Origin of the sequence: Paenibacillus sp. NRS-1760 (assembly GCF_050467785.1) — a bacterium.
Classification (GTDB): Bacteria; Bacillota; Bacilli; order Paenibacillales; family Paenibacillaceae; genus Pristimantibacillus.
Window position 1 is genome coordinate 776,109 of the sequence record NZ_JBITPK010000021.1, and the last position, 24,476, is coordinate 800,584.

Annotated in this window: 20 protein-coding genes and 1 pseudogene; 5 read left to right on the forward strand and 16 right to left on the reverse strand. The window is 46.8% G+C overall.

The window, feature by feature from the left end:
* Positions 1–110 precede the first annotated feature (110 nt).
* The 6 genes from ACIFSR_RS31200 to ACIFSR_RS31225 are packed head-to-tail and all read right to left on the reverse strand — an operon-like array spanning position 111 to position 9,766.
* Entirely contained in the window at positions 111–1,364 is a 1,254-nt protein-coding gene (locus tag ACIFSR_RS31200) for a hypothetical protein (protein WP_430062771.1), read from the reverse strand.
* A gap of 41 nt (positions 1,365–1,405) precedes the next feature.
* Complete coding sequence (locus tag ACIFSR_RS31205) at positions 1,406–2,911, reverse strand: sulfatase family protein (protein ID WP_430062774.1); 1,506 nt, start codon at positions 2,909–2,911, stop codon at positions 1,406–1,408.
* Between the two features lie 21 nt (positions 2,912–2,932).
* Positions 2,933–5,584: a family 78 glycoside hydrolase catalytic domain gene (locus ACIFSR_RS31210; RefSeq protein WP_430062777.1), complete on the reverse strand. Its 2,652-nt coding sequence runs from the start codon at positions 5,582–5,584 to the stop codon at positions 2,933–2,935.
* Positions 5,574–7,883, reverse strand: coding sequence for a glycoside hydrolase family 3 N-terminal domain-containing protein (locus tag ACIFSR_RS31215; RefSeq protein WP_430062780.1), 2,310 nt, complete (start codon positions 7,881–7,883; stop codon positions 5,574–5,576). The genes ACIFSR_RS31210 and ACIFSR_RS31215 overlap by 11 nt, the downstream gene beginning before the upstream one ends.
* Positions 7,884–7,932: 49 nt before the next feature.
* Positions 7,933–8,823, reverse strand: coding sequence for a carbohydrate ABC transporter permease (locus ACIFSR_RS31220; protein ID WP_430062783.1), 891 nt, complete (start codon positions 8,821–8,823; stop codon positions 7,933–7,935).
* Between the two features lie 28 nt (positions 8,824–8,851).
* Complete coding sequence (locus tag ACIFSR_RS31225) at positions 8,852–9,766, reverse strand: ABC transporter permease (protein ID WP_430062786.1); 915 nt, start codon at positions 9,764–9,766, stop codon at positions 8,852–8,854.
* 232 nt (positions 9,767–9,998) lie between these two features.
* Between ACIFSR_RS31225 and ACIFSR_RS31230 the strand changes: the two genes are divergently transcribed.
* Positions 9,999–12,245, forward strand: coding sequence for a helix-turn-helix domain-containing protein (locus tag ACIFSR_RS31230; protein WP_430062789.1), 2,247 nt, complete (start codon positions 9,999–10,001; stop codon positions 12,243–12,245).
* A 255-nt stretch (positions 12,246–12,500) separates the two neighbouring features.
* On the opposite strand, the gene ACIFSR_RS31235 is transcribed toward ACIFSR_RS31230, so the two are convergent.
* Both ACIFSR_RS31235 and ACIFSR_RS31240 read right to left on the reverse strand, forming a co-directional pair.
* Positions 12,501–13,496 carry a formylglycine-generating enzyme family protein gene (locus tag ACIFSR_RS31235; RefSeq protein WP_430062792.1) on the reverse strand — a complete coding sequence of 332 codons (996 nt, stop codon included), beginning with the start codon at positions 13,494–13,496 and terminating at the stop codon, positions 12,501–12,503.
* A 136-nt stretch (positions 13,497–13,632) separates the two neighbouring features.
* On the reverse strand, positions 13,633–13,917 hold the full coding sequence (locus ACIFSR_RS31240) for a chromate transporter (RefSeq protein ID WP_430062795.1): 285 nt from the start codon (positions 13,915–13,917) through the stop codon (positions 13,633–13,635).
* A 285-nt stretch (positions 13,918–14,202) separates the two neighbouring features.
* Here ACIFSR_RS31240 and ACIFSR_RS31245 point away from each other — a divergent pair, with 285 nt between their 5' ends.
* Together ACIFSR_RS31245 and ACIFSR_RS31250 are read left to right on the forward strand one after the other, a co-directional pair.
* Entirely contained in the window at positions 14,203–14,529 is a 327-nt protein-coding gene (locus tag ACIFSR_RS31245; protein WP_430062797.1) for a hypothetical protein, read from the forward strand.
* Positions 14,493–15,389: an ROK family protein gene (locus ACIFSR_RS31250; protein WP_430062800.1), complete on the forward strand. Its 897-nt coding sequence runs from the start codon at positions 14,493–14,495 to the stop codon at positions 15,387–15,389. Before ACIFSR_RS31245 ends, ACIFSR_RS31250 begins: the two co-directional genes overlap by 37 nt.
* Before the next feature lie 196 nt (positions 15,390–15,585).
* Here the strand turns inward: ACIFSR_RS31250 and ACIFSR_RS31255 are convergent, their stop codons facing one another.
* The 5 genes and pseudogenes from ACIFSR_RS31255 to ACIFSR_RS31275 form a co-directional block, all read right to left on the reverse strand.
* Positions 15,586–15,891 carry a transposase gene (locus tag ACIFSR_RS31255; protein WP_430062804.1) on the reverse strand — a complete coding sequence of 102 codons (306 nt, stop codon included), beginning with the start codon at positions 15,889–15,891 and terminating at the stop codon, positions 15,586–15,588.
* Positions 15,839–16,141: pseudogene (locus tag ACIFSR_RS31260) on the reverse strand (transposase); the annotation flags it as partial. The gene ACIFSR_RS31255 and the pseudogene ACIFSR_RS31260, both read right to left, overlap by 53 nt.
* 588 nt (positions 16,142–16,729) lie before the next feature.
* Positions 16,730–18,598 (reverse strand): C40 family peptidase, encoded by a 1,869-nt coding sequence (locus ACIFSR_RS31265; protein WP_430062807.1) that lies wholly within the window; start codon positions 18,596–18,598, stop codon positions 16,730–16,732.
* Positions 18,599–18,616: 18 nt separating this feature from the next.
* Positions 18,617–19,024, reverse strand: coding sequence for a DUF6075 family protein (locus ACIFSR_RS31270; RefSeq protein WP_430062809.1), 408 nt, complete (start codon positions 19,022–19,024; stop codon positions 18,617–18,619).
* A gap of 149 nt (positions 19,025–19,173) precedes the next feature.
* On the reverse strand, positions 19,174–19,842 hold the full coding sequence (locus ACIFSR_RS31275) for an RNA polymerase sigma factor (RefSeq protein ID WP_430062812.1): 669 nt from the start codon (positions 19,840–19,842) through the stop codon (positions 19,174–19,176).
* Between the two features lie 513 nt (positions 19,843–20,355).
* On the opposite strand from ACIFSR_RS31275, the gene ACIFSR_RS31280 reads away from it, so the two are divergent.
* A complete protein-coding gene (locus tag ACIFSR_RS31280; RefSeq protein WP_430062815.1) occupies positions 20,356–20,898 on the forward strand; it encodes an RNA polymerase sigma factor in 543 nt (180 codons plus the stop codon).
* 167 nt (positions 20,899–21,065) lie between these two features.
* Here the strand turns inward: ACIFSR_RS31280 and ACIFSR_RS31285 are convergent, their stop codons facing one another.
* From ACIFSR_RS31285 to ACIFSR_RS31295, 3 genes are all read right to left on the reverse strand, one after another.
* Positions 21,066–23,390, reverse strand: a complete 2,325-nt coding sequence (locus tag ACIFSR_RS31285; RefSeq protein ID WP_430062818.1) for a VirB4-like conjugal transfer ATPase, CD1110 family — start codon at positions 23,388–23,390, stop codon at positions 21,066–21,068.
* Positions 23,387–23,743 carry a PrgI family protein gene (locus ACIFSR_RS31290; RefSeq protein WP_430062821.1) on the reverse strand — a complete coding sequence of 119 codons (357 nt, stop codon included), beginning with the start codon at positions 23,741–23,743 and terminating at the stop codon, positions 23,387–23,389. Before ACIFSR_RS31290 ends, ACIFSR_RS31285 begins: the two co-directional genes overlap by 4 nt.
* A 129-nt stretch (positions 23,744–23,872) precedes the next feature.
* The gene (locus ACIFSR_RS31295) at positions 23,873–24,058 is read right to left on the reverse strand and encodes an aspartyl-phosphate phosphatase Spo0E family protein (protein WP_430062824.1); all 186 of its coding nucleotides are present in this window, start codon (positions 24,056–24,058) and stop codon (positions 23,873–23,875) included.
* Between the two features lie 162 nt (positions 24,059–24,220).
* On the opposite strand from ACIFSR_RS31295, the gene ACIFSR_RS31300 reads away from it, so the two are divergent.
* A complete protein-coding gene (locus ACIFSR_RS31300; protein ID WP_277747940.1) occupies positions 24,221–24,472 on the forward strand; it encodes a helix-turn-helix domain-containing protein in 252 nt (83 codons plus the stop codon).
* Positions 24,473–24,476: the final 4 nt, after the last annotated feature.

Sequence of the window (24,476 nt, forward strand, 5' to 3'; positions counted from 1 at the left end):
GAAATATCTGTTTTCCCGCTAATATTCCAATTATGCATTACAGAATAGCGGACTGAATGCCTCACGAGAGATGCAGAATACTCCTTTCATGCAGCGTATTCGTATTCCCATCATACCTTACCAATTTTCTCTATCATTCTTCCATCATGCAGATGAACAACTGCTTTCCATTCCTCGTCGTCAGAGCTTATTTCTACTGCACCCATTTCCCAGTTTTTTTTATGATTTACAGCATGAACTCCATCATAGCAAGTAAAATGGAGCTCCCCATTTCGGTAGAAGTCCACATAATTGATTTTTTCTGGATACAAGCTAGCTAACCGGATCCAGCGTTTGCCTTCATAGGACATATCAGGTTCAAATCCTTGAAGATAGAACTGTTCATCCTCTGGAATTGCAGGCCAGTCAATACCCAGTCCTTCTGCCATACGCTGAGCAAAAAACTGATCCTCACCGGGTGTAATTGTCCAGTCTGCAGGTACTTCCTGTTTCGTACTATTGTTGTAATATCCCCAGGAAGTACGGGTGCGTAAAGCCACATCCAACTTACTGACGTCTGGCGAATCTTCGTTGCATACAACTGGCTTGCCGGGTGCCCATGCCTTCACTTGCTGAATGTGATTATAATAGTGTTGACGGGTAAGCAAGTTGCCATGAATAAGAATAACGTCACTCTCCTTGCAAACCTCTTCATTAATATATCTTCCTAGGCCGCTGCAGCCTACAGGCATCCCACCGGATTCCGAACGGGCGATCTCCATTAATGCGACCATCCCCTCGCTCGACGCAATCAATGGATGGTCACGCGCTATATTGTGCTCATTGCAAACCTCAATAATAACATTTGTATAAGCACCTTCCTTCAGGAAACGAGATGCTGCCCTAACCGCATTCAACACCACTTTGCCGTCGTTCAATCGTCCTGTCTGCCCTGTATAGAAGTAGCTCACAATAACGACCATTCCCAACTCATCCGCAGCTCTAATCAGACGGTCCATTCGATCCGCATAAGCAGGATCAATACTTGTGCCGTCCACCGAAAAAGGATTGTTATCGATCGTTGGATTCTCTATGGTAAAGCAGGGACCACCTCCCTGAAAACAAACGGTAAATGCTCGAAGTCCTGCCCGATACCATTCAGGCAATGCTGCTATAAGATCATTTGTATTCTGATCCGGATCGAACCTGCGCCCAAAACGATGGAAGCGATTGGGGTCTTGCTTGTCATCGAATACACCTTGAACAAATCTCGCATTCATTAATAAGCCATGAACATGAGACGGACTGCCTTCAATCTCCGTGTACGTTTTCTTCCCATTAATAACAAACTGCTCGCCTTCTATTGTTAATACCGTTTTGCCCATTGTACGCTCCTCATTTCACTCTGCAAAGTTAATAATAGTGGTTAAAATTTGGTCCGAAATAAATCGCTTTGATTGACCTCAACATTTCGTTCATATCCAGGAATACATGGAATGCTCGCAGGTGGATCCTGAAGCAGCAGGAGTGCGTCCCGATCTGGTGGGAGCTGCTGAGGCTCATAACGTCTCCAATCATCTCCGTCAATCATCGACGTGCATTGATCCGCTCTCAGTTGCTCCAGCAGTTGGCGTTTCATACGCTCCGCTTGATCCTTGTACATAGGGTTGTTAAAGAAGTTATGCGTTTCTTCCGGATCAATCTGCAAATCGAACAACCATTCCTTGTTATCCGGAGCTGAATAGATATATTTGTATCGTTCCGCAACAGCCATATATACGCCGAATTCATTCCGGTTGTATTGACCAATCGTTAACTCTCTCTGCTGCTTGCCTTCAGCAATATCTAGCAAGCTCCGTCCGCTATAATCCTCTTGCGGCTCAATATTCGCCGCTTGCAGAAAGGTTGGCAATATATCGACCAGGCCTACAGGGGCATGACATTGCTCATTGCCTTTCGTGCGATCGGGATCCACAACGATTAGCGGTATACGCGCTGCTGAATCCAGGAAGCTGCGCTTGCCTACACTATTGTAATCGCCAAGCAGCTCAGCATGGTCAGAAGAGAATACGATCATCGTATTCTTAAGCAGATCATGTTCTTCCATGTAGGCGAGCAAGCGCCCAATTTGGTAATCAATGAAGGAAATGGTGCAATAATAAGCAGCCTTCATCGCCCGCATCAAATGGTCATCTACACCTTGATCCCGATATTTGTACCGATTCTGGAATCGATTCCAATACGTTAGTAGCTCTTCTCCGTTAATAGGCCGCTTCGGCAGCGACATCTCAAGCGCCCGATACAGCTTATTCCATGGAGTAGGTGTCTCAAAGGGCGGATGCGGCTTAATAAAGCTGCTCATCAGCAGAAACGGTCGTTCACGATCTCGTCTCTCAAGGAAATCAATGCTTCGATCAACAACCCATGTTGTGTTATGCAGATGCGCTGGCAGCTGGGAAGGCTGAGGAATGTAATACATCTCGCTCCGGACCCCCTGCGGATCATGAACATGCTCGTATCCGTTCTGGTTCAGATAACGCTTGAAATCGTCGTCGCCTCCCCCCTCCTCGCTAATGTCCCGCGACTCGAAGCCCCAGAGCGCCTCTGCTCCTTCCTCGGCGAAGGTGAAGTGCATTTTGCCAACGCCATGCGTCTGATAACCGTTCTGAGACAAAATCTCCATAAAGCTATGGCGTCCTTCCGGCATTCGCTCATTCGCCGTACAATCAGTACGGTGCGGCAGCTGCCCTGTCATCATGGCATACCGGGCGGGAACACAAACCGGACAAGACGAATAAGCACGCGTGAATGTAACGCCCGTCTCAACCAACTGATTCAAAGCAGGTGTCTTAATAATAGGATTGCCATGCGCTTCAATCGTGTCATATCGTTGCTGATCCGTGAATAAGAACAGAATGTTTTTACGTGTCATAGTCTCCTCCATCTAATCCTTTTATTCCAATACATATAGAAACTCATATTCTCCCGAGCCTACCTCAAGCTGCACACCGGCATCTGTCTGCTGCACCGAGTGTACGCCTGCGGCATTTGCGACTGAAACCTTTGATTCCAATACTTGATCCATTGCTGCGCCAGGCAGCATCACAGACGCCCCCGTATTCGGCGGTACGACCACCTTAACCTGAATTCTGCCGTCCTCTAGCCGCTCCCAGCCCGATGCGACCACACCATACATAGAGCTATAGGAAGCTCTGGCATAGCTGATCGCTTCCGAAATGTGCGGTGCTATTCGAGCCTTCTTGTAGCCTGGATTCTGCACATCGGTATCTAGTCCCGCCGCAATGCTGTATAACCACTCTCCGACAGAGCCATAAGCATAATGATTATAAGAGTTCATGGGATCCTCGCATAACGAGCCGTCAGGCTTAATACCGTCCCAATGCTCCCATATCGTTGTTGCTCCTTTGGAAATCGGGTACAGCCATGACGGATACTCTCTCTGGAGAACCAGCTTATAGGCAAGATCCGTATATCCGTGCTTGGACAAGGCTAAGCACAGATATGGGGTGCCTACAAAGCCTGTTGTCAAATGAATGTTCTGCTCCTCCACATAAAGAGCCAGAACAGCGGCTGCCTGCGGCCTATCCTTCTCCTCCAGCAAATCAAACATAAGAGCCAATACATAGGCCGTTTGAGTTGGTGATGCCACTCTGCCATTCGGGGTTACAAACTCCCTCCGGAATGCTTGGGTTACTCTTTCGCTAAGCTCTGTATAACGAGCTGCGTCCTCCAGCTTGTCAAGTACTGCCGCCGTCCTCGCCAGTAGTGCGGCAGAATACGCATAGAAGGCTGTCGCAATCAAATCCTTAGGTGTTGACCCTACACGACTACCATTCGGGGCATCCATTGCAAGCCAATCACCAAAGTGAAAGCCAGTATTCCATAAATGCTCTTGTTCGCCTTGCGAGCGAATATACTCAACCCATTTCACCATGCTCTCATACTGCTGCTCCAGCACCCGCTTATCCCCGTATCGTTCATATAGTACCCAAGGGCATATAACCGCCGCATCTCCCCAGGCTGCTGATGAATGCCGTCCTCTGAGCACATCGGGGATAACAAAAGGTACGCCACCATCTGGAAGCTGATCAGTTGCAAGATCCTTTAGCCATTTGGTGAAGAAAGACGCTACATTCATATTGAATGCAGCTGTACGCATGAACACCTGCGCATCACCCGTCCAACCCATCCTTTCATCACGCTGCGGACAGTCGGTTGGGATATCAAGGAAATTCCCTCTTTGTCCCCAAACAATATTTCGCTGCAGCTGATTCACCATCTCGTCAGAGCATTCGAATGTTCCTGTTTGATCCATATCGCTATGAATGACTTTAGCAACAACACTTGATGCAATAAGCTCCGGCTGAATACCTTCAACCTGAATATAGCGGAAGCCTTGAAACGAAAAATAAGGCTCATAACGCTCTATTTGTTCTCCTCTGCAGATGTATGTGATCGTTTGTTTGGCTGTACGCAGGTTACTCATATAGAAATTACCGTCCTCATCCAGCACCTCTGCATGACGGATCACAACGGTATGTCCCTCTTCCGCCTCTACCGCAAACTGCACCCAACCAACCATGTTCTGACCGAAATCTACAACTGTTTCCCCTTTAGGGGTACAAAGCACTTGGACAGGCTGCAACTCCTCCACCATTCGAACCGGCTCGCCTTCTTGCGCTATCAAAGTATCGTAGCCATAGTCCAGCAGCGATACGCGGGTCCATTCACTGTCGTCGAATCCTTTGTTATTCCACCCTTTCCATTCGAACCGTGCATCGTAATATTCACCGTGATACAGCTCGGACATAAGCAGAGCGCTCTTGCTGGCTCTCCAGGAGTCATCCGAGACAATCACTTCTTCTCTGCCATCGTTATACTGTACGTGAAGCTGCACTAACACAGCACGTTCATTGCCATACAGCTGACTTAATCCATTCCATCCCAAGTTGCCCATATACCAGCCATTGCCCAGTATGACGCCGACTGTATTCTCTCCGCTTGCAAGCAGCATCGTTACATCATAGGTTTGATACTGCAGCCTCTTGCTATAGCTGGTCCATCCAGGTGCAAACAAGGTGTCGTCGGCAGCTTCCCCATTGACATACACCCTGTATACACCAAGACTTGTTGCATACAATCGGGCCGATACAATGCTTTCGTCTAATGTGAATGACTTGCGCATCAGCTGACAGGGCTCCGATTGCTCATATTTGGCAGTCATCCATGAAGCTTTCCATTCATCATGCTCCAATAGCCCTGTCTCACCGTATGCTGCCTCACTCCAATCCGATTCTTGCCCATGCTGATTCCAGACCTTAACTCGGATTTCATAACGAGTTCTTGAGCTCAGAGCAGGACCCGCATACTTTACATGCACGGACTGATCAGAGTAGACCTTCCCGGTGTCCCACAGCTCCTGATTTCCAGTCGATACACGCAGCCTGTAGGCGGATTGCCGCACATCTCTGCCATCTGCATGAAGCTTCCAACTGAATCGAGGGCTTCGCTCGCCCAACCCAAGGTAATTCACCTTATATTCGCAGCGTAAGTCATATGGATGAATGCTGCTCTTACTTTGCATCGTAGGTTTTCTCCTCTTCTATCACATTTAGAACAATAGATTCATAGTGCTTTGAGCTTGAACCCACCATAATTTTGAATGCGCCAGGCTCCACTGTCGTTTCGTAATCCTCCCCTGTAAAGCTCAGCATGGAAGGCTCAATGCGGAAAGCAACCGTTTGTGCTTCACCTGGCTGAAGTGTAACGCGCATGAAGCCTTTTAATTCTTTAATGGGCCTTGTGACGGAGCTCACCAGGTCTGAAATATACAATTGTACAATCTCATCCCCTGCACGCTCACCCGTATTGCTGACCTCAACAGATACAGTGACGCAACCATTCATCGTCATCGAATCAGAGCTTAATTGCAAATGACGATATTGGAATGTTGTATAACTTAATCCTGTACCGAAAGAAAACAGCGGCTCATCATGCTCGGCAAACAAATACTTTTTGAATAGGCCCGTTGGTTTTTGTGAGTAATACACTGGCAATTGCCCTACTGTTCGAGGGAATGTAATGGGCAACTTGCCGCTTGGATTCACATCGCCGAACAATACATCCGCTACAGCGTGACCTGTCTCTTCCCCAAGGTACCAACCCTCCAAGATAGCGGGCACATTCTGTGCGATGTAGTTAATCGTCAATGGACCTCCATTGATGAGAATGACCACAGTAGGCGTCCCGGTTTCTACGATTCTTTTGACCAGTTCATTTTGAACTCCAGGAAGATCCAGGTCATACCTGTCTCCTCTATCATCGTTGAAGAATATTGCCTCTCTGCTTGTTAAGGTGTTTCCGCCTACACAGACGATGGCTACATCACTTTCCTGGGCTACAGAAACAGCTTCTTCAATTCGAGCTATATTCTGATCCAATGTACTTAATTGGGGATTATTTAAACGTCGATCCAATTCCGTTTCCCCGCTATCATCCTTACCTTTTATAATTTCACAACCTACTGCATAAGCAACTTCCAGCTTTCCATTTGTTTTGGCAATAATTCCATCCAGAATACTAATACCTTTATTCGGTTTTGTACTGTATGAGCCGGTACAGATCGGATGTGCATTCGGACCAATTACAGCAAGTTTGCGAAATTCATTCCTGTTGAGAGGTAGCAGCCCTCCCTCATTTTTCAGCATGGTGATGGATTTGTCTGCCGCTTCCTTGGCAAGCTTCTTATGCTGCTCACAGTTAATGACTTGCTTGGCATGCTCTGCATCTGCATATGGATTCTCGAATAGGCCCAGCAAAAACTTGACTCGTAATATGCGTGCTACTGTAACATTCAGCACTTCCTCCAACGCAGGTTCCTCGGCTATGGCATCCAACAATTGGGCATAACACCCTCCGCCAGGCAAGTCCATGTCCAAACCTGCCTTTAACGCTTTTACTGCAGCTTCCTTCTGATTGTCAACAACATGGAACAAGATATCTAATCTGGAGGCGTCGAAGTAATCGGATACAACAATTCCGTTAAAACCCCATTCATCTCGAAGGATCTCAGTAAGCAACTGTCTGTTTCCGTGACAAGGAATTCCATCAATCTCATTATGAGAAGGCATCATACCAAGCGCTCCAGCTTCTTGTACCACCGCTTTGAATGGAGGCAGAATCTGATCTCTTAGCACTCGCATTGTAATGTTGCTTGGAGCAAAGTTGCGCCCTCCATCGGATTGCGCATAACCAGCCAGATGCTTGGGAGCCGAAATGACATGTTCAGGACCAATGGTTTCATCGGTGCCTTGTAAACCTCTGACTGCAGCAACTCCCATTCTCGAAACAAGGTACGTATCTTCACCGTAGGTCTCCTCTGTTCTCCCCCATCGAGGATCTCTTGCAAGATCAAGCACAGGCGTATGCGCTTCATGACCCCCTCTGACCCTGGCTTCTTTCCCAATTGCAGAGTATACACGTTCAATCAGCTCCGTATCCCATGTGCTAGCCATAGCAATAGGGATGGGAAAGCTTGTCGCATCCTTTGCGAGATGTCCGTGAAGACATTCCTCTTGAGCCATTACAGGTATTCCTAACCTTGTTTTGTTCACATAATAGTCTTGAAGAGCATTAAGCTTCTTGATTCTTGTTTCAATCGTATCGGTCTTGAAGGGCAGCTGAATGGCGCCGGCGCCATGCCTATAGATTTCTTCTATACAGCCCTCGGCAAGACTCCCGTCATCATTTAGTTCGACATCAAAAGTTTGACCAACCTTTCCGATCGAAAGCGTCTGCACCACCTTCTCTGCCAGCGTCATTCTATTCAATAAATCATCTACTCGTACATCTACAGGTAATGCGGCGTTTTTATAGGGTTGCATCTATTATCCCTCCATGTATCCAGTATGATTTCCGAAAGCTAGGCACCTATTAGCCTTTTAATGAACCGATTAGAATACCTTTAATAAAGAACCGCTGAACAAACGGATACAGTATAAGCAATGGCAGCGCAGATATGATTATCACAGCATATTTGATAATATCTGCAATTTTTGCTTGTTCAGCCATAGCAGCCATTGAATCTCCATCCATCATCATGTTGGCGCTCATTTCATTAACGATTAGAATTTCTCTCAGAAATAATTGCAGCGGGAACAGCGATCGGTCTTGCAGATACATCAGTGCATTAAAGTATTGATTCCAGTGGGCGACACCATAGAACAACGCCATTACAGCGATAATAGGTCCTGATATTGGAATAATGATACGCAGGAACAGCGATAGATGGGAACAGCCGTCAACCTCAGCGGCTTCCTCCAGCTCTCGAGGAATTGTATTCTGAAAGAATGTACGAGCAACAATGAGGTTCCAGACACTGGCTCCCCCCACCACAATTAGCACCCATGGTGTATCCAGGAGATTCAGGCCTTTAATAATGAGGTAGCTCGGTATTAGCCCCCCGCTGAAGAACATCGTGACAAGGAATATTCCAGTAATGAAATTGCGCCCGTATAAATCCTTTCGAGCCAAAGCGTATGCACATGGAATTGTTAATAGAAGATTGAGGCTCGTTCCAAGCACAGTATAAATAATGGTATTACGATAACCTGTCCAGATATCTGGATTATCCAGCACTCTGCGGTAACCATCAAACGTGATGTCAATCGGCCACAGCCACATTTGGCCTGTGTTTACGTAAGTCGGATCGCTGATCGAAGCACTGACTACATAGACTAGAGGATACAGAACAACCAGCGTCACCAGGATCAAGACAACGCGGTTGATCCCTTCAAAAACCCGGTCCCCGAAAGAGGATTTCATTTGACTTCACTCCCTTTTTTTCCGTGTGTTACCACAAGCTTGTTTGACTTACTTTGCGTGCAATTGAATTAATCGTGACTAGCAGCAGTAAATTAATGACTGAATTAAATAGTCCTACCGCTGCCGAGAAGCTGTACTGTGCCTGAAGTAAGCCGCTCCTGTAAACATAAGTTTGAATGACCTCGGATGAGTCCATGTTCAGCTGATTCTGTAATAGATAGACCTTCTCGAAGCCGATAGACATAAAGCTGCCAATACTTAGAATGAGCAGAATAATGACTGTAGGCATGATTCCCGGCAAGTTAATATTCCATATTCGTTGCACACGAGTCGCGCCGTCTATAGTAGCTGCCTCGTGCAGCTCCGGATTAATTGCGCTAAGCGCCGCTATATAAATGATCGAATTCCAGCCTAATTGCTGCCAAGTCCCTGACCATACATAGATGGACTTGAACCATGCAGGCTCGGTCATGAAGCTAATAGGCTCTCCCCCCAGAAGAACAATACCCTTATTCAATATTCCCGTTGTTGGATGAACCAAAGAAACAATGATCCCCGCAACTACAACTACAGATATGAAGTGAGGCGCATAGGTGATAATCTGTACACTCTTCTTAAACATTCCGTTACGCAGCTCATTGACCGCTAATGCGAACAGGATGGGAAGGGGAAACAAAGCAAGTTCATACAAGCTGATCGATATAGTGTTCTTAATAATTGTCCAAAAGGAAGGGGAATTAAAAAATCGTTCGAAATGTTCGAAGCCGATCCACTCGCTCCCAAATATGCCTTGGGAAGGATAAAAGTTTTTGAATGCGATTTGTAACCCGTACATGGGGAGATAATTGAAAACAATAAAATACAACAATGTCGGTAAGATAAACAAATACAGGTGCCAGTTTCGCTTAATTTGTTTCTTCCAAGTCTGTAAGTAGATGTTCATAACATTGGACCACCTTTTGTTTATTGTCGTTACGTAACTTGATTTGAATGTAGCATTCCAAGGATATTACCGTAAATATCTCCATTTTCCTTCATAATCGAATATGTCCAATTGAATATCCGCTTCATTCGGCATATCCGATTTCGCAATTCGGGAATTTCACGCTTTATTGTCTCTTCATATGTATATATAATGAGAGATACGGCTAACAAGGCAGAAAGGAAGTGCCCTCATGAGATGGAACTTATACACCAAATACCTGCTCGCATTTATTATTATGTTCAGTATTCCGGTAGCTATTTTAGGTGTTTTTATATATGCAGGAGCTGTAAGCGCTCTCCGAACAGAAATTGAAGAGACCAATCTGGCTAGGCTCCACCAGGCTGTAGACCTGATGGACCAGCAGTTCTTGGATTTAACAGAAACGACCGTACTGATGTCCTTGAACCCTGATATGTCCAGCTATCATCTCCTTAACGACACCTACGCCTCTATAGAGGTTATTAAGGAAATCCAGAAGTACAAAGCAAGCTCCTCCTACTTCGAGGAAATTTTCTATCATCAATTTGAAAGCGGTTATTTTTATTCATCTAATGGCTTATATAACACATCCTCACTAATCAAGGACTATTATAGGAGCAAGACGGGGGTGACCGAGCACTGGATCAATGAACTGGAGGAACACAAGTTGCCTTTTGTTCGACCATCAGAGCCTATTCTTACGAACAATATTTCCAAAGAGATTATGACAATCGGCATTCCTTTCCCTGTTCGATCACTCAACCCGCATGGCATCGTGCTTTATTTGTTCGATAGCCAACGATTATACAAGCTAATGGCTCCGATCTTAGGAGACTTCAGAGGTGCTGTATTCGTATTCGATCAGAATCGAAGCCTTCTTACTTCCAAGACGAATGAGCTGACACTTACAGATGACTTTATCAATAATCTTCAAGATCAAGCTTCGATGAGTAAGCAGTCCGCTATGATTATTGAATCCGATTCAATGTCCGTGTCTTGGGTCAAATCGGAGGCAACAGGATGGACTTATATGACTCTGATTCCTACTGATCAGTTCTATCAACGAGTGCTCAAGCTAACAAACTTAATTGTGTACCTGTTGATATCGTTAGTATTTATCGGGGTAGCTGTTGCTATATTGATATCCAAGCGATTTTACAAGCCTATTCAGCAATTAATCTCCAGAATTCAGCTAGAGCTTGAAGCAGCACGTCCTAACATGAATAAAGAATTTGATTATATTGCCCACTCCTTTGAAAGCATGTCACAAAGTCAACAATCTCTTCTCTATCAGATGGAGAATCAGAAGCAATTAATTCAGGATCAATTTTTGGTCAAGCTCATTAGCGGATACTTTATCGCGGAGTCCGATATATACGCCTTCATGAAGGAACATCAGTTAGTCCTGCGTGGCGTTTCACACTTCATATTCAGCTTTAGCGCTGAAGAAGCAAATACCACATTAACGAAAGAGTTATCGAACAGCTTGGCTGATTGCTCCAATGAGAATGTAGCCATATATCCAATCGAATTTTATCGCCGCGGAACCTTCGCTTGTATCGTAGGCCTATCTAACCAATTTCATGAGCCGTCAAGCAGCGTTGACCATATTGTCAAAGAGTTGCAGAAGGTTATCTCCGAACGAATCGGAACTCGCCCTACTATTAGTATAGGCAGAACCTACGACACCTTTCTGTGTATTCACAGATCGTATATTGAATCATTAGCTGCAAAGGAATATGAGCTAAAATTCCCTTCTGGCAGCATGATTAACTATCTTGATGTCGTCAACTGGAATGAGCAGGATTCAACTCGCTGGTATTCCGCTGACATTAAGCTCACTTTACTCCAATCTATTAAACAAGGGGACGAGCAGTTGGCGCTGGAATCTCTTGAACAAATTATTCTGGAGATTAACGAACAAAAGTCGCTCCTGATGACAAAATGTATGACATCGGATTTAGTCAACTCCATATTCAAGCTGGTTCATGCGCAAGCCTTGCCTCATCAAACCGAAACGTTCAAGCAACTCGTCAATCAACAGTCCATGGATCAGTTCAAACGGGATATGAGTCTATGTGTGGTCACGCTATGCCAGCATGCTAAGGAGCGCAAGAACGAGGAAATAACAGAGCTGGGTCAACGAATCATGAGCTATATTCATGACAATTATTTGTTATATGAATTTAACCTGGGCCAAATGGCAGAAGAGCTGTCACTATCCCAATCATTTATCAGTCGCTCGATCAAAGATATGACTGGGACTACCTTTACCGATTATGTGTTTGACCTGCGCACCGAGCATGTAAAAAAAGAGCTTTTGCAGACAGATATGTCTGTGAAAGATATTATTACGGGCGCCGGATATATTAACGTTTCTTACTTTATTGATCGATTCAAGAAGAAGGAAGGAATGACACCAGGAGAATATCGTAGATTGGGGCGAAAAAAGGATTGAATACAGCTCATTGAAAACAGGTAATGAAATAAGGTGCCCAAGCACAGTTGCTAGGCACCTTAAAGTATTAATAATCTTATGCAGCCGGAGCTAAACCCCGCCGTCGCTCAACAGAGAAGAGCCCGTTATATAGGATGTCTTGTAGCCTGCAAGATAGGCGCAGTTCAGGAAATATTGAGCATAGACCAGTGCCCCAGCCGTAACTGCGCTACCACGCCCCGCGCCATATGGCTGCTGAAGATGCGAATCCACCTCTTATTTGTAGGTTTGCATCATTTTACTCTCCAGCGACCGCACGACCCGGAATCCACAATTTCCCGTCGAACTGTCCGGTGTATTGGAGCTTCGCGCCGCGACCCGGTATCGGTTGCAGTAAGAACGATGGCATAAGTACGAGCCCCCGCGCATGGAACGCTTGTCCGTTAGTTTGTTGTAATGCGGGTTTTTGTCCGGTGTCACTTGATGATAAGCAGGAGTGAACCAGTCCGAGCACCATTCCCATACATTGCCGGACATATTGTAAAGACCGAAGCCGTTCGGTTTGTACGCATCGACTGGCGCAGTACCAATATAGCCGTCGCTCGCATTGTTTTTAATCGGGAATTTCCCTTGCCAAATATTGCATTGATGCTCCCCATCCTGCTTCAACAAGTCTCCCCATGGGTACGTTTTTCTCTCCAGCCCCCCTCGGGCGGCATACTCCCATTCTGCTTCGGTCGGCAGCCTGACGCCTGCCCACTCGCAATAGGCATTAGCGTCATTCCAAGATATATGAACGACTGGATGGTTGATTCGCTCCGAGACGTTCGAGTCGGGGCCTTCCGGAGCCGCCCAGAACGCACCGTGCACGACCAGCCACCAAGGAACGGCCTGGGGAACATTCGCAACCCGCTCTTTGGTCTCGGCGGAAGCCAGCAAATGGAAGACATAAGACCACCCGAACCGTTCGGCTTCTGTCACATATCCCGTTTCCTCTACAAACCTTCCGAAATCAGCATTCGTCACCGCATAAGGGTTTATCTGGAAAGAATCTATTGTTACCATTCGAGCTGGTCCTTCCCCATCCGCCGGGAAGCCTTCCGGAGAGTTCGTCCCCATCATAAATACGCCAGCGGGGATCGTCACCATCGTATCCGAAGAAACCGTGTTCCGCACGGTTATATTCTGAGCGGTTAGTCGTTCTATATGCTGTAAGGAAGTCACTTCACTTCGGGATGTCGAGCAGCATGCTGGTTTGTTGTGGTCGTCCATTGTAAGGCCTCCTTATGATCTCGTCATATAAAGCCCTCATACAACTGCTAGCCGTAGAGGGCTATACCTATAAGTCCTGATGCCATAATAACATATACCGGATGCTTGCGGAAGATCAATAAAGCGGCAAGTGAGCCTAAGAAGATAAGGATCTGCGATGCTGTAAACCAACGGCCAGTGCCCCTCTAATGCCTGCGACCCGATAGCCGATAAATGTCGCGGAATTAATGCCGATTGCCCCGGGTATCGATTCGGCCACGGCGAATATGTCCGCAATATCCCGCGTTTCCAGCCACTTGCGCTTCTCGACAACCTCCCGCTCTATAACGGGTATCATGGCGTACCCTCCGCCAAACGTAACAGGTCCTATCTTCAGAAACGTAAGAAAGATCGTCCACAGCACAACTTTTTCGGTTTTCACACCTGACATCCCCTATCTATTTCCTTGTTTGACATTAGTATATCATCTTTTTTTCATTTTGGAATTAAGTATCTATTGATAAGGCTATAAGATATGATGATGAACGCGATAAGGGATTGAAATGAATCATTTATAACTTCAAACATAATCGGAATACTCGGGAATAAGAATGTTTTTCGTTTTTCGGAAAAAGAACACTTCCCTTGTGATAAGATAGCTTGCCTGAATTTAATCGGTTATGATTAGGGAGGTAACAGAAAACTCGTCTTAAGCAGGGATCGAATAATGGACATAGATGCAAACCGAATCACAACAAAAAAAGCGCTTTATGAGCGCATTGCGAAGCAAGGGACGGTCTCGAAAGCAGAACTCATGCCCTTATTTGATAGCAAAACAAGCACCATTAACTGTCTATTGGACGAACTTTTGTCCGAGAAGCTTATTATAGAATCAGGATTCGGCCCTTCAAACGGGGGAAGAAAACCGATCCTGTTTCAGATCAACCCGTCCTGGGGTTATTTCTTCGGGCTTGAAATTTCTCGTTTCTACTCCACTTTAGGGTTGTACGGAATCCCATGTCCATTACGAGATGGCGTATGGATGAAGACATGACCCCCGAGAAGTTCGTCAAGCAAACAGCGACAACGATTCGCACGCTTCTGTTCGACCACAAATTAACGATTGAACGGATTAAAGGAATCGGCATTGGAGCGGTCGGACCTCTGGACAGAGATGCAGGCATTATTCTTAATCCGCTCTACTTTCCGGCCAAGGGCTGGACGAACGTCCTGATCTGCAAGCTCATTCAGGAGCAAAACGGAATAACGGCCAAGCTGGACAATGGCGCCAACACAGCACTGCTCGGCGAGCATTGGGCCATGCGGAAGTCCCAACTGCAGCAAATGCTCTACGTCCATGTGGGCGTTAGCTTGCGTTCGTCCATGATGTCCTATGGCCAAATCGTTCGCGGATCGGTTGACAGAGAAGGCTCCATCGGTCAGATGATTATTCAGACGGACGGACCCCGGCTGCATGACCATGGAAATTACGGAGCGCTTGAAGCCTATGTATCCGTACAAGCCATTGAACGACTGGCGCAATCCGAAGCGAAGCTTGGGAGATCCGGCCTTATTAGCCGTTCCCCTGTTAAGCCGGAGGACATCAAATATGACCTGTTATTGAGTGAATTGACACTGGAAAAACCTGTTGCTCTGGAGCTGTTCCTCAAGTCCGCAAGGCATTTGGGTATCGGGCTGACGAATTTGATTAATATCTTTCATCCGGAATGCATCATCCTTGGCCGAACGTTAATCAATGCGCATGAATCGTTTTATCGAACTGCCATAAAGGTAGCGATCGGTAACACCTATTATTATCCCGAATATATGCCACTCTTTTCGAAAGGTATACTTAGAGAGGATGCCGTTGCAACAGGAGCGGCGCTTATGATGTGGAAAGGCTTGAATGTCTAGACAAATAGAACTACGCAGTTGGCCAAAAACAAAGCAAAAATAGACTCGCTTCTGAAGCGAGGCCACTGAAGAACTTACGTTTTTCTTCGCAGCCAAGCTCAGTAAAAGCAAAAAAAGCGTTCACTCCCATTTATTAGGATGCGAATGCCTCTTTCTCTAGCTCTTACAGACTTTTTTTTCTGGAATTCTCAGAATGTTAGCTTAAGAGCCGCTTGAGATTCACGGCAAATATGGCCATTCCTCCTTGCATTTCCATGCCAAGCAGACCCGAGGATGTGGCCACATCGTACCCGTGTCTATGTTTGAGTTCACTATTCTTGCCTTCATTTTTGTAGCGTTCCTTCGACTTGGTTTTGAAATACTTGGTATCTTGGAGCGCCTTTTGTCCCGAGTGTTCATTTGAAGTAATCGTCACCGAGTAGGTCTTGCTAGCGGCCCCATCTTTATTTGATAACGGAGCCTTCCGGTGCCATGCCGAGAAAATATTTGAACGACAGGTCATACTTCGAACACCCTACAATGTCAACGTCAGATAATTCAAAGATCGCCTTCAGAAGCAAATATTTAAACATGAAAATGGGGTTAATGGCGTTACGTCCATTGTCCAAGCAATATTTGTTTTCAAGTTCTTCGTATATGAAAGTGAAGTCCACCAGTTCATTGATTTGACGAAGCATATTGTCCTTTGGCACGACGATGTCATACAGTGCCACATAAGGACTTAAAACCAACGTTTGTTGTTGCCGAATCATCCGCTCTCACCCGCTTTATGTAATGTCTCCATTATACGTCAAAAGAGGCACAGCCTCTTCAATTTCTTAAAGGCCTGTACCTCTTTTAGATTAAACGGACTTTTTCAGTGGCCTCTTCTGAAGCTAAGCGGTATTTAACCAATATATCATAGCTTAACCTGAATTAAAAAAATCTATAAAATTAAGCTTGTGCTGGCGTACTGGTTCGAAGTGGTCGTATGCTCAAGTTGAAAATGTCTGAATCTTTCCCAAATCGATGGGCATGACTTAGCATGAAACGAAAATGTATTTTATGGAAATGAAAAATAATCGCAAAATTAGTCTTGAAATCCTGTTCCCCCTCCATGTGGGAACGGGGAATTTGCAACTGTTTTTGCTACCAAATCAAATTTAATATTTTCATCCTCCAAAACTGGTTCTTATCCCCTAAATGATCCGTCGTCAGTGCTTGATTTTATGAGTTTTTGTATTTCATGTTAAACAAATTCCCTCAACTCTTCGGTAATATGCCCAAAGGTCTGTAGGGCTGTGATAGGTTTTACAGGTGATCAAATTAAAATAAATCTGAAATAACAAAACCAACTTTCATCAATTAAAATAGGGCCTCCCATACATCACTTGAAGCTCTGCGTCGAATACATTCCGGTAAACAACCTGCAAGCGACTGGAGGAGGCGTCAACGACCTTGCCGTTACCGGCATAGATGCCGACATGCGTAATATCCATAAATCGTCCATTTTGCTCGTAGCTCCAGAAAATCAAGTCGCCGGCCGTCAGTTCATCTGCGGTGAGCGAAAGTCCGTTGTCTACAATGAAACGCGCCTGCTCTGCCGCCGTTCTTGGCAAGCCGACCTCCAATTGTTGATAAACCCACTGAACGAGATAGCTGCAATCTGTATAGTTGCCCTGTCCCGCCTTTAGCTGACTGTAAGGATCACCCAATCGAGTCAAAGCCAGCTCAACGGCCTGGCTTCCAAGCACACCGACTGGCAAGTCCGTTCGGATCGCCTCGAGCTCCCCCGTTGACAAGCCTACATGCGCGTCCTTGCCAAGTAGCGCAAGCATCATGGGGCGAAAGGCGGCAGACAACAATTCGTTCATGATATCGGTCTGTTCAGCATTAAAATCATAGAGAGCCGCTTGCTGCTCTGCCGTTCGGGCTGTAATCGACAGATGCAAAACGCGTTCATATTCGGTCACCGAATGCTCCTCTATACTTCCATCCTCCTGCTCATTGGCGACCATTTCCGTATGCTCAAGCGTCTCAACATACGAAGCGAGTTGATTCATATCCCAATAGACCGTTTGAAGCAGTTCTACCCGCCTACGATCCATCGTTGCCACGTCGATGCCCACCGTGGACATGGACGTTTTGACCGCAAAAACGGCCAGTACCTCCGGCCAGTTGTCGATACGGCTGTTGTCCGCGCTGCCGGTGTAATGCATTTCTACGCGATCTACATCTCCAGCCGCCTGCCGTTCCTGCACCAATCGAGTTTTAAATTGTTCATCCAACTCTTCCACAATCAAAGATATCTTCTGTGTAGCCAGTTCTGTATTTTCATCTGCCACGAATATGGCAAACGGGGAGGAGAGAAGCGCCGCGATGATCATGATGATGCATAGCAGAATAATAACACTGCTGCTGACTCCCAATAGCGCAGCCATTCCCTTAACCAATAGTGCTATGGCTCGAACGAGTATTTTCATCAAACGAAGATTCATCTGGGCGACTGCTCGTGCCGCTTGAATCGAATGCCGAGCCTGGATTGCAGTCTGTAGCATTCGCTTCTGCTGAACAACATGCTTTTCTTCCTTACGAGCATGACCTGCCTCTGATGCGAAGAGATGAGCAGACTTAATCGTGCGAGCCACCATCTTCAGCGCTCTCCTCTGGCGAATCGGTCCTTTCTGTTTCATCTTCTCCGCTAACGGAGAAGCCGCCGCAGCGGCCATCCTCCGCCGCGGCGCATATCCTTTCACTTTTACGTTGTGGGCCGCTTTGATACTGGCTGTTGCATATCCAACCCTCTTTTTCCCGGCTGGTTGCCTCTCAGGCAGGTGTTGACCCACCGCCTTTCCAGTTAAGCGCTGCGATTTTTGCCTTGCGTTTCGTGGTTGCATCCTGTTAATTGGCCACCGCATTAATCGGATAGGCATGCTCGCCCGCGAATCTCGGTCGGCATCTGGATGAGAATGATATGCCTGATTGGCATGGTGCCATCGCTTTCGGATTGTGGTTGCAGCTACCATTGATACATGTATGATGCTTCCTATTGCTCGCTGCATATTCGCATCATTGCGGTCCTGTATCTCCACCGAAGTAGAACGAGGCCGCTCCTGCTCTTTGTAGCGGGCGGTGTTGTTCCTTCGGAGTACCCCTCTCTGGAGTACGCGAGCCTGCTTGTTAATCTGCTTGATCGACTTAACGATCCTTTTGGTTTTTAGCTTTTTCACCGCTGATGCCCTCCCTACCTACCGGCTACGTTCTGCTTTGAAGTTAACGGGAGGGAGTTGAACCTTGCAGTATTCGGGATACCGAAGACGGATTGCTTCAACAAAGTAAGGAGCAAAACCACAATCGAAAAGCTCGTGCGGAGTGGAATATCGTTCCGCTCCAGCCTGGCTCCAGCCCTTCCAAAGATTAAATGCCAAACGGCAAGTACGGACAGAACTACCCGTTTGCCATGGGGCGGACAAGCCCTCCGGCTTTATCCCCCCGTTAGAAAAGTCGAATACGTCGTGAATGTGTCCGCGGGTATCCTTGGATATACCCAACGTGTAAAACAATGCGCGATGATAGCCGTCTACGTTCCGACATTCATCCAGCATCCGATAGTAGAAGGCTTCGTGTTCGGAGTCTCGGAATAAAGTGGGCTTCATGTGTATTCTCCTCTCAAAATAATCGATAGAAGCAAGAAGGCCAAAAAAGTCCTTCTACTATCCGTTTCATTTTGGAGCTCGAATCGGGCACTCTACGTTCCATATGTTATGTTTCAAATGATGATCTTTCTACCGATCTCACGGCTCATCTACTCCGATTTTAACAACCGTGCTAGTCGATTAAGTCCCCGTTCAATCGATTTACGAACGGTACTTTCATCAATTTGCTCCGATCGCGCGATCGCTACTTTGCTCATACCCAACATATAATGCGCATAAATGCGTTGCACCCACTTGTCCGGCAATTGACACAGGGCGTTGTACAATTCTTCACGGGATGCCTTATACAACAGCAGCTCCTCTGGAGAAGCCGTATTGTACAAGGCTTCTTGCTCAATGCCATCCTCCCGATTCAGGGAGAAATAGGCACGATTTCGATATCGCTTTAAAATATACGCGTTTTCATCTAATTCAAACTGTCTCAGTTCACGAGCCATCTCTTCTTCTACCTCCACCCAAACATCCGTTTGATAGAAGGGATAGATTTCGCGCAGGTTGACTTTTAGCTTCATTATGATCGCCTCCAGATTGGTTTTTTTGAAAAACCAAACCGGAGGCGGAGAACGGCAGCCCTTGCTGCTTGCCCATCGCTTCCTTCGACGTTCTGGCAAACAAAAAGAACCCCAAATTTGAGAGGTTCCGACTACAACATATTTCGGCCAACGAATGACCGATTGACTCAAGAAAGCAGACTGCCCACTACCGGCAGCAAGACTTCGTAAAGAAATTAATCGATCGTGCGTTCGAGGAGATCGCATATCTATCAGCTCCTGCCTGCAAGGCAGCACCGCTGTGATTGCTTGTCTCGGGTTGTCCTGGCGCTAACCAAGATGCAAATGATGGATGATCGAAACCTCAAGCCTGATACTTCATTAAAAAGATTTAGTCCTAAAGGTCTATTGGTCTTAGTATCTAAATTAGGTTAAAATTCCCTTATACATAATGTCGCTTCATAGTCGTAAAATCACATAAATCGTCAAAAAAATGTTAATCCATGACGAAGGGATCAGGTATTCGACACCGTTTTTCGGGAGTACTCGATCGAAGGAGATACTCCGTCAAGAGTTGAACAACGCCTTTGGAACAATTCAAATTGCGGAGGGGATTGTCAAAGAAACAGCGGTGGGAAGACTTTCTGGGTCTGCTTGCTGTTTGTATAAATAGCTGTTTATGAAAGGGGAGATGAACAAAAGTTAAATTCGTTAACGGTGCCAGCCGCTCCGTTCCATTAGTCGTTGTCTTAGTACCTGAATTAGAAGGAGGACGCGAATATGATGATGCTCAGGAGTAATGAAACGTTTTTCGAGGATGTGTTTCGCAGGTATTTCACCCGAGTTTTGAACTACTGCAAGAGGCTAATGAGGGGACAGGCTAGCGAGTTGGCCGAGGAATGTGCGCAGAACACCTTTGTACAGGTGCAAGAGAATATTACGGTATTGCAGGCTCACCCCAATCTTGCGGGATGGTTGTACAAGACCGCGAGGAATCAAGTTAACGCGTATTACCGGGAGCTCTATCGACGACGAAAATACGAAATTGCGATCAGCGACAGCATAGCCAATCAATTGAAAGTCAGTAGTTGTGAATTGTACGAGGTTTTAATCGGTACTTTGGACATGAACAAAATGGTTCGTCATGTCTTGCAGGAGCTCAGCCGCGTGGAAACGGAATTTTATGTTGATTACTTCAAGGATCGCCTTTCCATACACGAGATCAGCCAAAAATACAATCTGTCGAAAACGGCTGTCACGACGCGCATCTATCGCTTACGAAAAAAGATCAAGCAAACGGCTCGTCAAACTCTCTTTGGATAGCGCTGGAATACTTGATTCTACGATAAAAGGGGAGGAACTTGGGCCAAGTGCCACAGTTCCTCCCCTTTGAGGTTTCATCATGCTTCAAATAGACTGTCAATTGGCGAGCGCATTTCACATGGCGGGCAGCTATCTTTCTCAAGTAGAAAACCTCGAAATCAGGTTATCTATTCCCCTGGCTTCGTCGTCATCAATTGATATAGCATCGTGTCCCGCGGGAACTGATCGGCGAAGGGCACAAGCGAGCTTCCGATCTTCATCAGTCCGTTTCCGGCGTCCACATTGGTGATGTAAGATAGCTGCAAGTCCGAAATGTTTAGCAGCTCCGCGAGTTCCTTCCGATCTGTGCTGGACTGGTTAAGCATTACGATAAACTCGCTGTTGGCCAGCATCGTCCTCGCGGTATGGCTTTGCAGCAAATCGTCTACATTCTGTGTAATGCCCGTACAAAAAGCGCCATACTTTCGAACGCGTTTCCACAAGGCGTACAGAAAGTTGGCGCTATATTCGTGCTGGAACAACAAATAGATTTCATCAATGAAGATATACGTGTTCTTGCCCTTTACCCGGTTTTGCGTGATACGGTTGAGAATGCTGTCCAGCACCACCAGCATCCCAATCGGCAGCAACTGCTTGCCCAAATCCAATATGTCGTAGCTGATCAGCCGATTATGAACATTCACGTTGGTCGGTTGGGCAAAGGTGTTCAGGCTGCCCGACGTGAACAATTCAATCGCGAGCGCGATGTCCTGCGCCTCTGGCTCCGCTTGCCTAAGCAGCTCCGCATGGAAGTCTCGCAACGTCGGCGGCTCCCCCTTATACTGGCTTTGCAAAAAGCCTCGATAGACACTGGCAGTGCAACGGTCGATCAGCGATTTTTCCTTCGCCCCGAGCGGATACCCGCCCAGCAACTGCTCACACAGCGACAATACAAACTCAGATTTCAGAATGATTGGATTGGCCCCGTCTCCATACTGCCGATTCAAATCCATGGCATTAATGTGGTTCGGCGATGTGGCCGAGATATGAATCGTCTCGCCGCCAAGCGCCTCCACCAAGGCGGAATATTCCCTTTCCGGGTCGATCAGGATCACATCATCGTCGCTTGCCAGCACCTGATTCACGATTTCCCGTTTTGCAGTAAAGCTTTTGCCGGAGCCGGGAACGCCCAAAATAAAGCTGTTTCCGTTCAGCAATTGCTTGCGACTGGCGAAGATCATGTTTTTGCTGATGACGTTTTGCCCCTGGTAAACACCGCCGGGATGCATCACCTCTTGGGCGCGAAACGGGATGAAGACTGCCGTGCTTTCGGTCGTGAGCGTCCGCAACGCTTGTACCTTGCGAAGCCCATACGGCAACACTGTATTCAGGCCGTCCATCTGTTGGAAGGTCAGCGGAGCAAGCTGGCACAGATGCTTGCGGGCTGTCGTCAGCAAGGCTTCGGAATCCTGATCAAGCTGCTCCTTGCTCTCTGCGATATGCACCATCGTGAGCAGTCCGAACATCATCCGCTGATCCCGCGTGGTCAAGTCGTCCAGAAACTCCTTGCTCTCCTTGCGCTGCTGCTCCATGTTATAAGGGATGACCGCCGAAAAGTTGTTGTTCTTATTTTGTCGCCGCTGCCAGTTCGTAATGTTGGTTTCCACGCCGAGCAGCCGGTTTTCCACCTCGCGCACCGCCTCGTCGGTCGGAATCGGGATGACATCGAGCGACAGGAGCAGGTTTCGATTCAGGTCGCACAGCTCGGCAATCATGCTGTCCTTGATGTAGCTAGCATATTCCCGCAGAAAGATCACGCGACCGTAGAAACGCCCCATCCGAAAATGATCCCGCTCAAACTCCAGCGTATCCGGACAAATGTAGTCCTTGAAATCATGCCCCTTGCGCATCGTCTCCGACAAATCGAAACGAAAGCCGCCCTCTTCCCCTATTCGGTAAAAATCATGAAGTCTGCGCAAGCGATCCATCGCATTCAGCTCCGTACATTTGGAGCCGAGCCGTGTAAAATGCCCGGACAACTCGGCACCGATCCGCGCAAAATATTGCCGCGCTTCCTCAATGTTCTTTTTTACAATGGAGACGGTGATATACTTTTCCTGATAAGTCTCATTGGCTCCGGTCGCTTTGTCGAGCAGCATGCGGTTATATTCCTCCCGATACGGGTCTAACCCGTCCTCCCGCAGCGGGATCAAAATTGAGTCCGCCAAGTCCGTCCGGTTCAGTCGACGATTGTTGATCGTAATTTTCGTCGTCGCTCCGCTGTCCAATGAATTAAGTAGCTCGCCGTAAGCGAGGAACATCGCTTCCTTGTCCTCTCGCGAGGCTACGGTATAATTAATATCCTCGAAGCGAAACGACTTGGAAAACTTGTTGCCCACCAAAAAAATCCCGTCCGGCCACATGGCTCGAATCGGGATTGCTTGCTGAACACCCTTGGGAATAAAAAACCGCTCCTTGTCTTGACTCAGGATGCGCTTGAGCGTTTTTATCATCGCGTCTCCTCCAGACCGCGCTGCCGCAGCTTCACCCGGAGCGCTTCAACGTAATGGTTTGTCGAATGAAAGACGAGTCGTTTAGGCATCAGAAACTCCGACTTAATATACGCCCATAACAACTGCTCTGCGGTCATGCCGTGATACTGAATGAAGCCCAGCGCTGCGCAGGGAGCAGCCCCTAGGATGCACATCCAGCTCACCGTTTCGATGCCCACATGATTGCGCAAGCCGAAGTACAGGCCAATGGCCGCGCCTATGGCCAGAACAGAAAAAAAGAACTGCCGCAAGGACAGTCCAAAGAATAAGCTTTCCGTATACGCCCGGATCTCCCGGTTAATTTTGATCTCCATCTGCATCACTCCCAAGCTAACATTTCATCGGACCACGAGCCCTAATCGCTGTTCATCATGCTACTGCTATTCTGAAAAACACTGACATTGGGGCAGGAACTCCATTGCCCATGCGTCCCCTTCCTTTCTTTATCTCACCGAATGACGTCGTTTGACCGTTCTTTGTTGATATTGTGCAACCAATTCATCTACAATACGGCTTTGTTTCTGAACCTTTGGATTTTCTGCCAACGGAATATATTGTCTTAACGATTCTGCTCCAAGTTGGTTCAGCTTTTGCCGTTCCTTTTCCAATATTTTTTGAAAACGGCTCATTCATCCACTCCTCTGTTCGGTTTACATACCCATTCCTTTGTAAATAGTAGACAACGACGACGGATTTTAATGCGATTATCGGTTTATTTTATTTTAATTCGATATTCGCATTAAAACAACCATGCCATTTCGTACAATGTAAACCATTGTGAGGTGTCCACCATGAAGCATCGAAAAGACCCGCCTGGCGATAAAAATATTATCGGTTCCCGGGTGGTTGCCATTCGCAAAGCAAGGAAGATGAAGCAAAAGGAGTTTCTGGCTCGACTGCAAACTTTGGGACTTGATCTCAGCCCGACCAGTCTTTCACGTCTAGAAGGCCAAGATCGACTTGTACAAGACTACGAAGTACTGATCATTGCCAAAGCGTTGGAGATTACTGTCGGCCATTTGCTCGGCGAGGAAACGGAGTAAGATT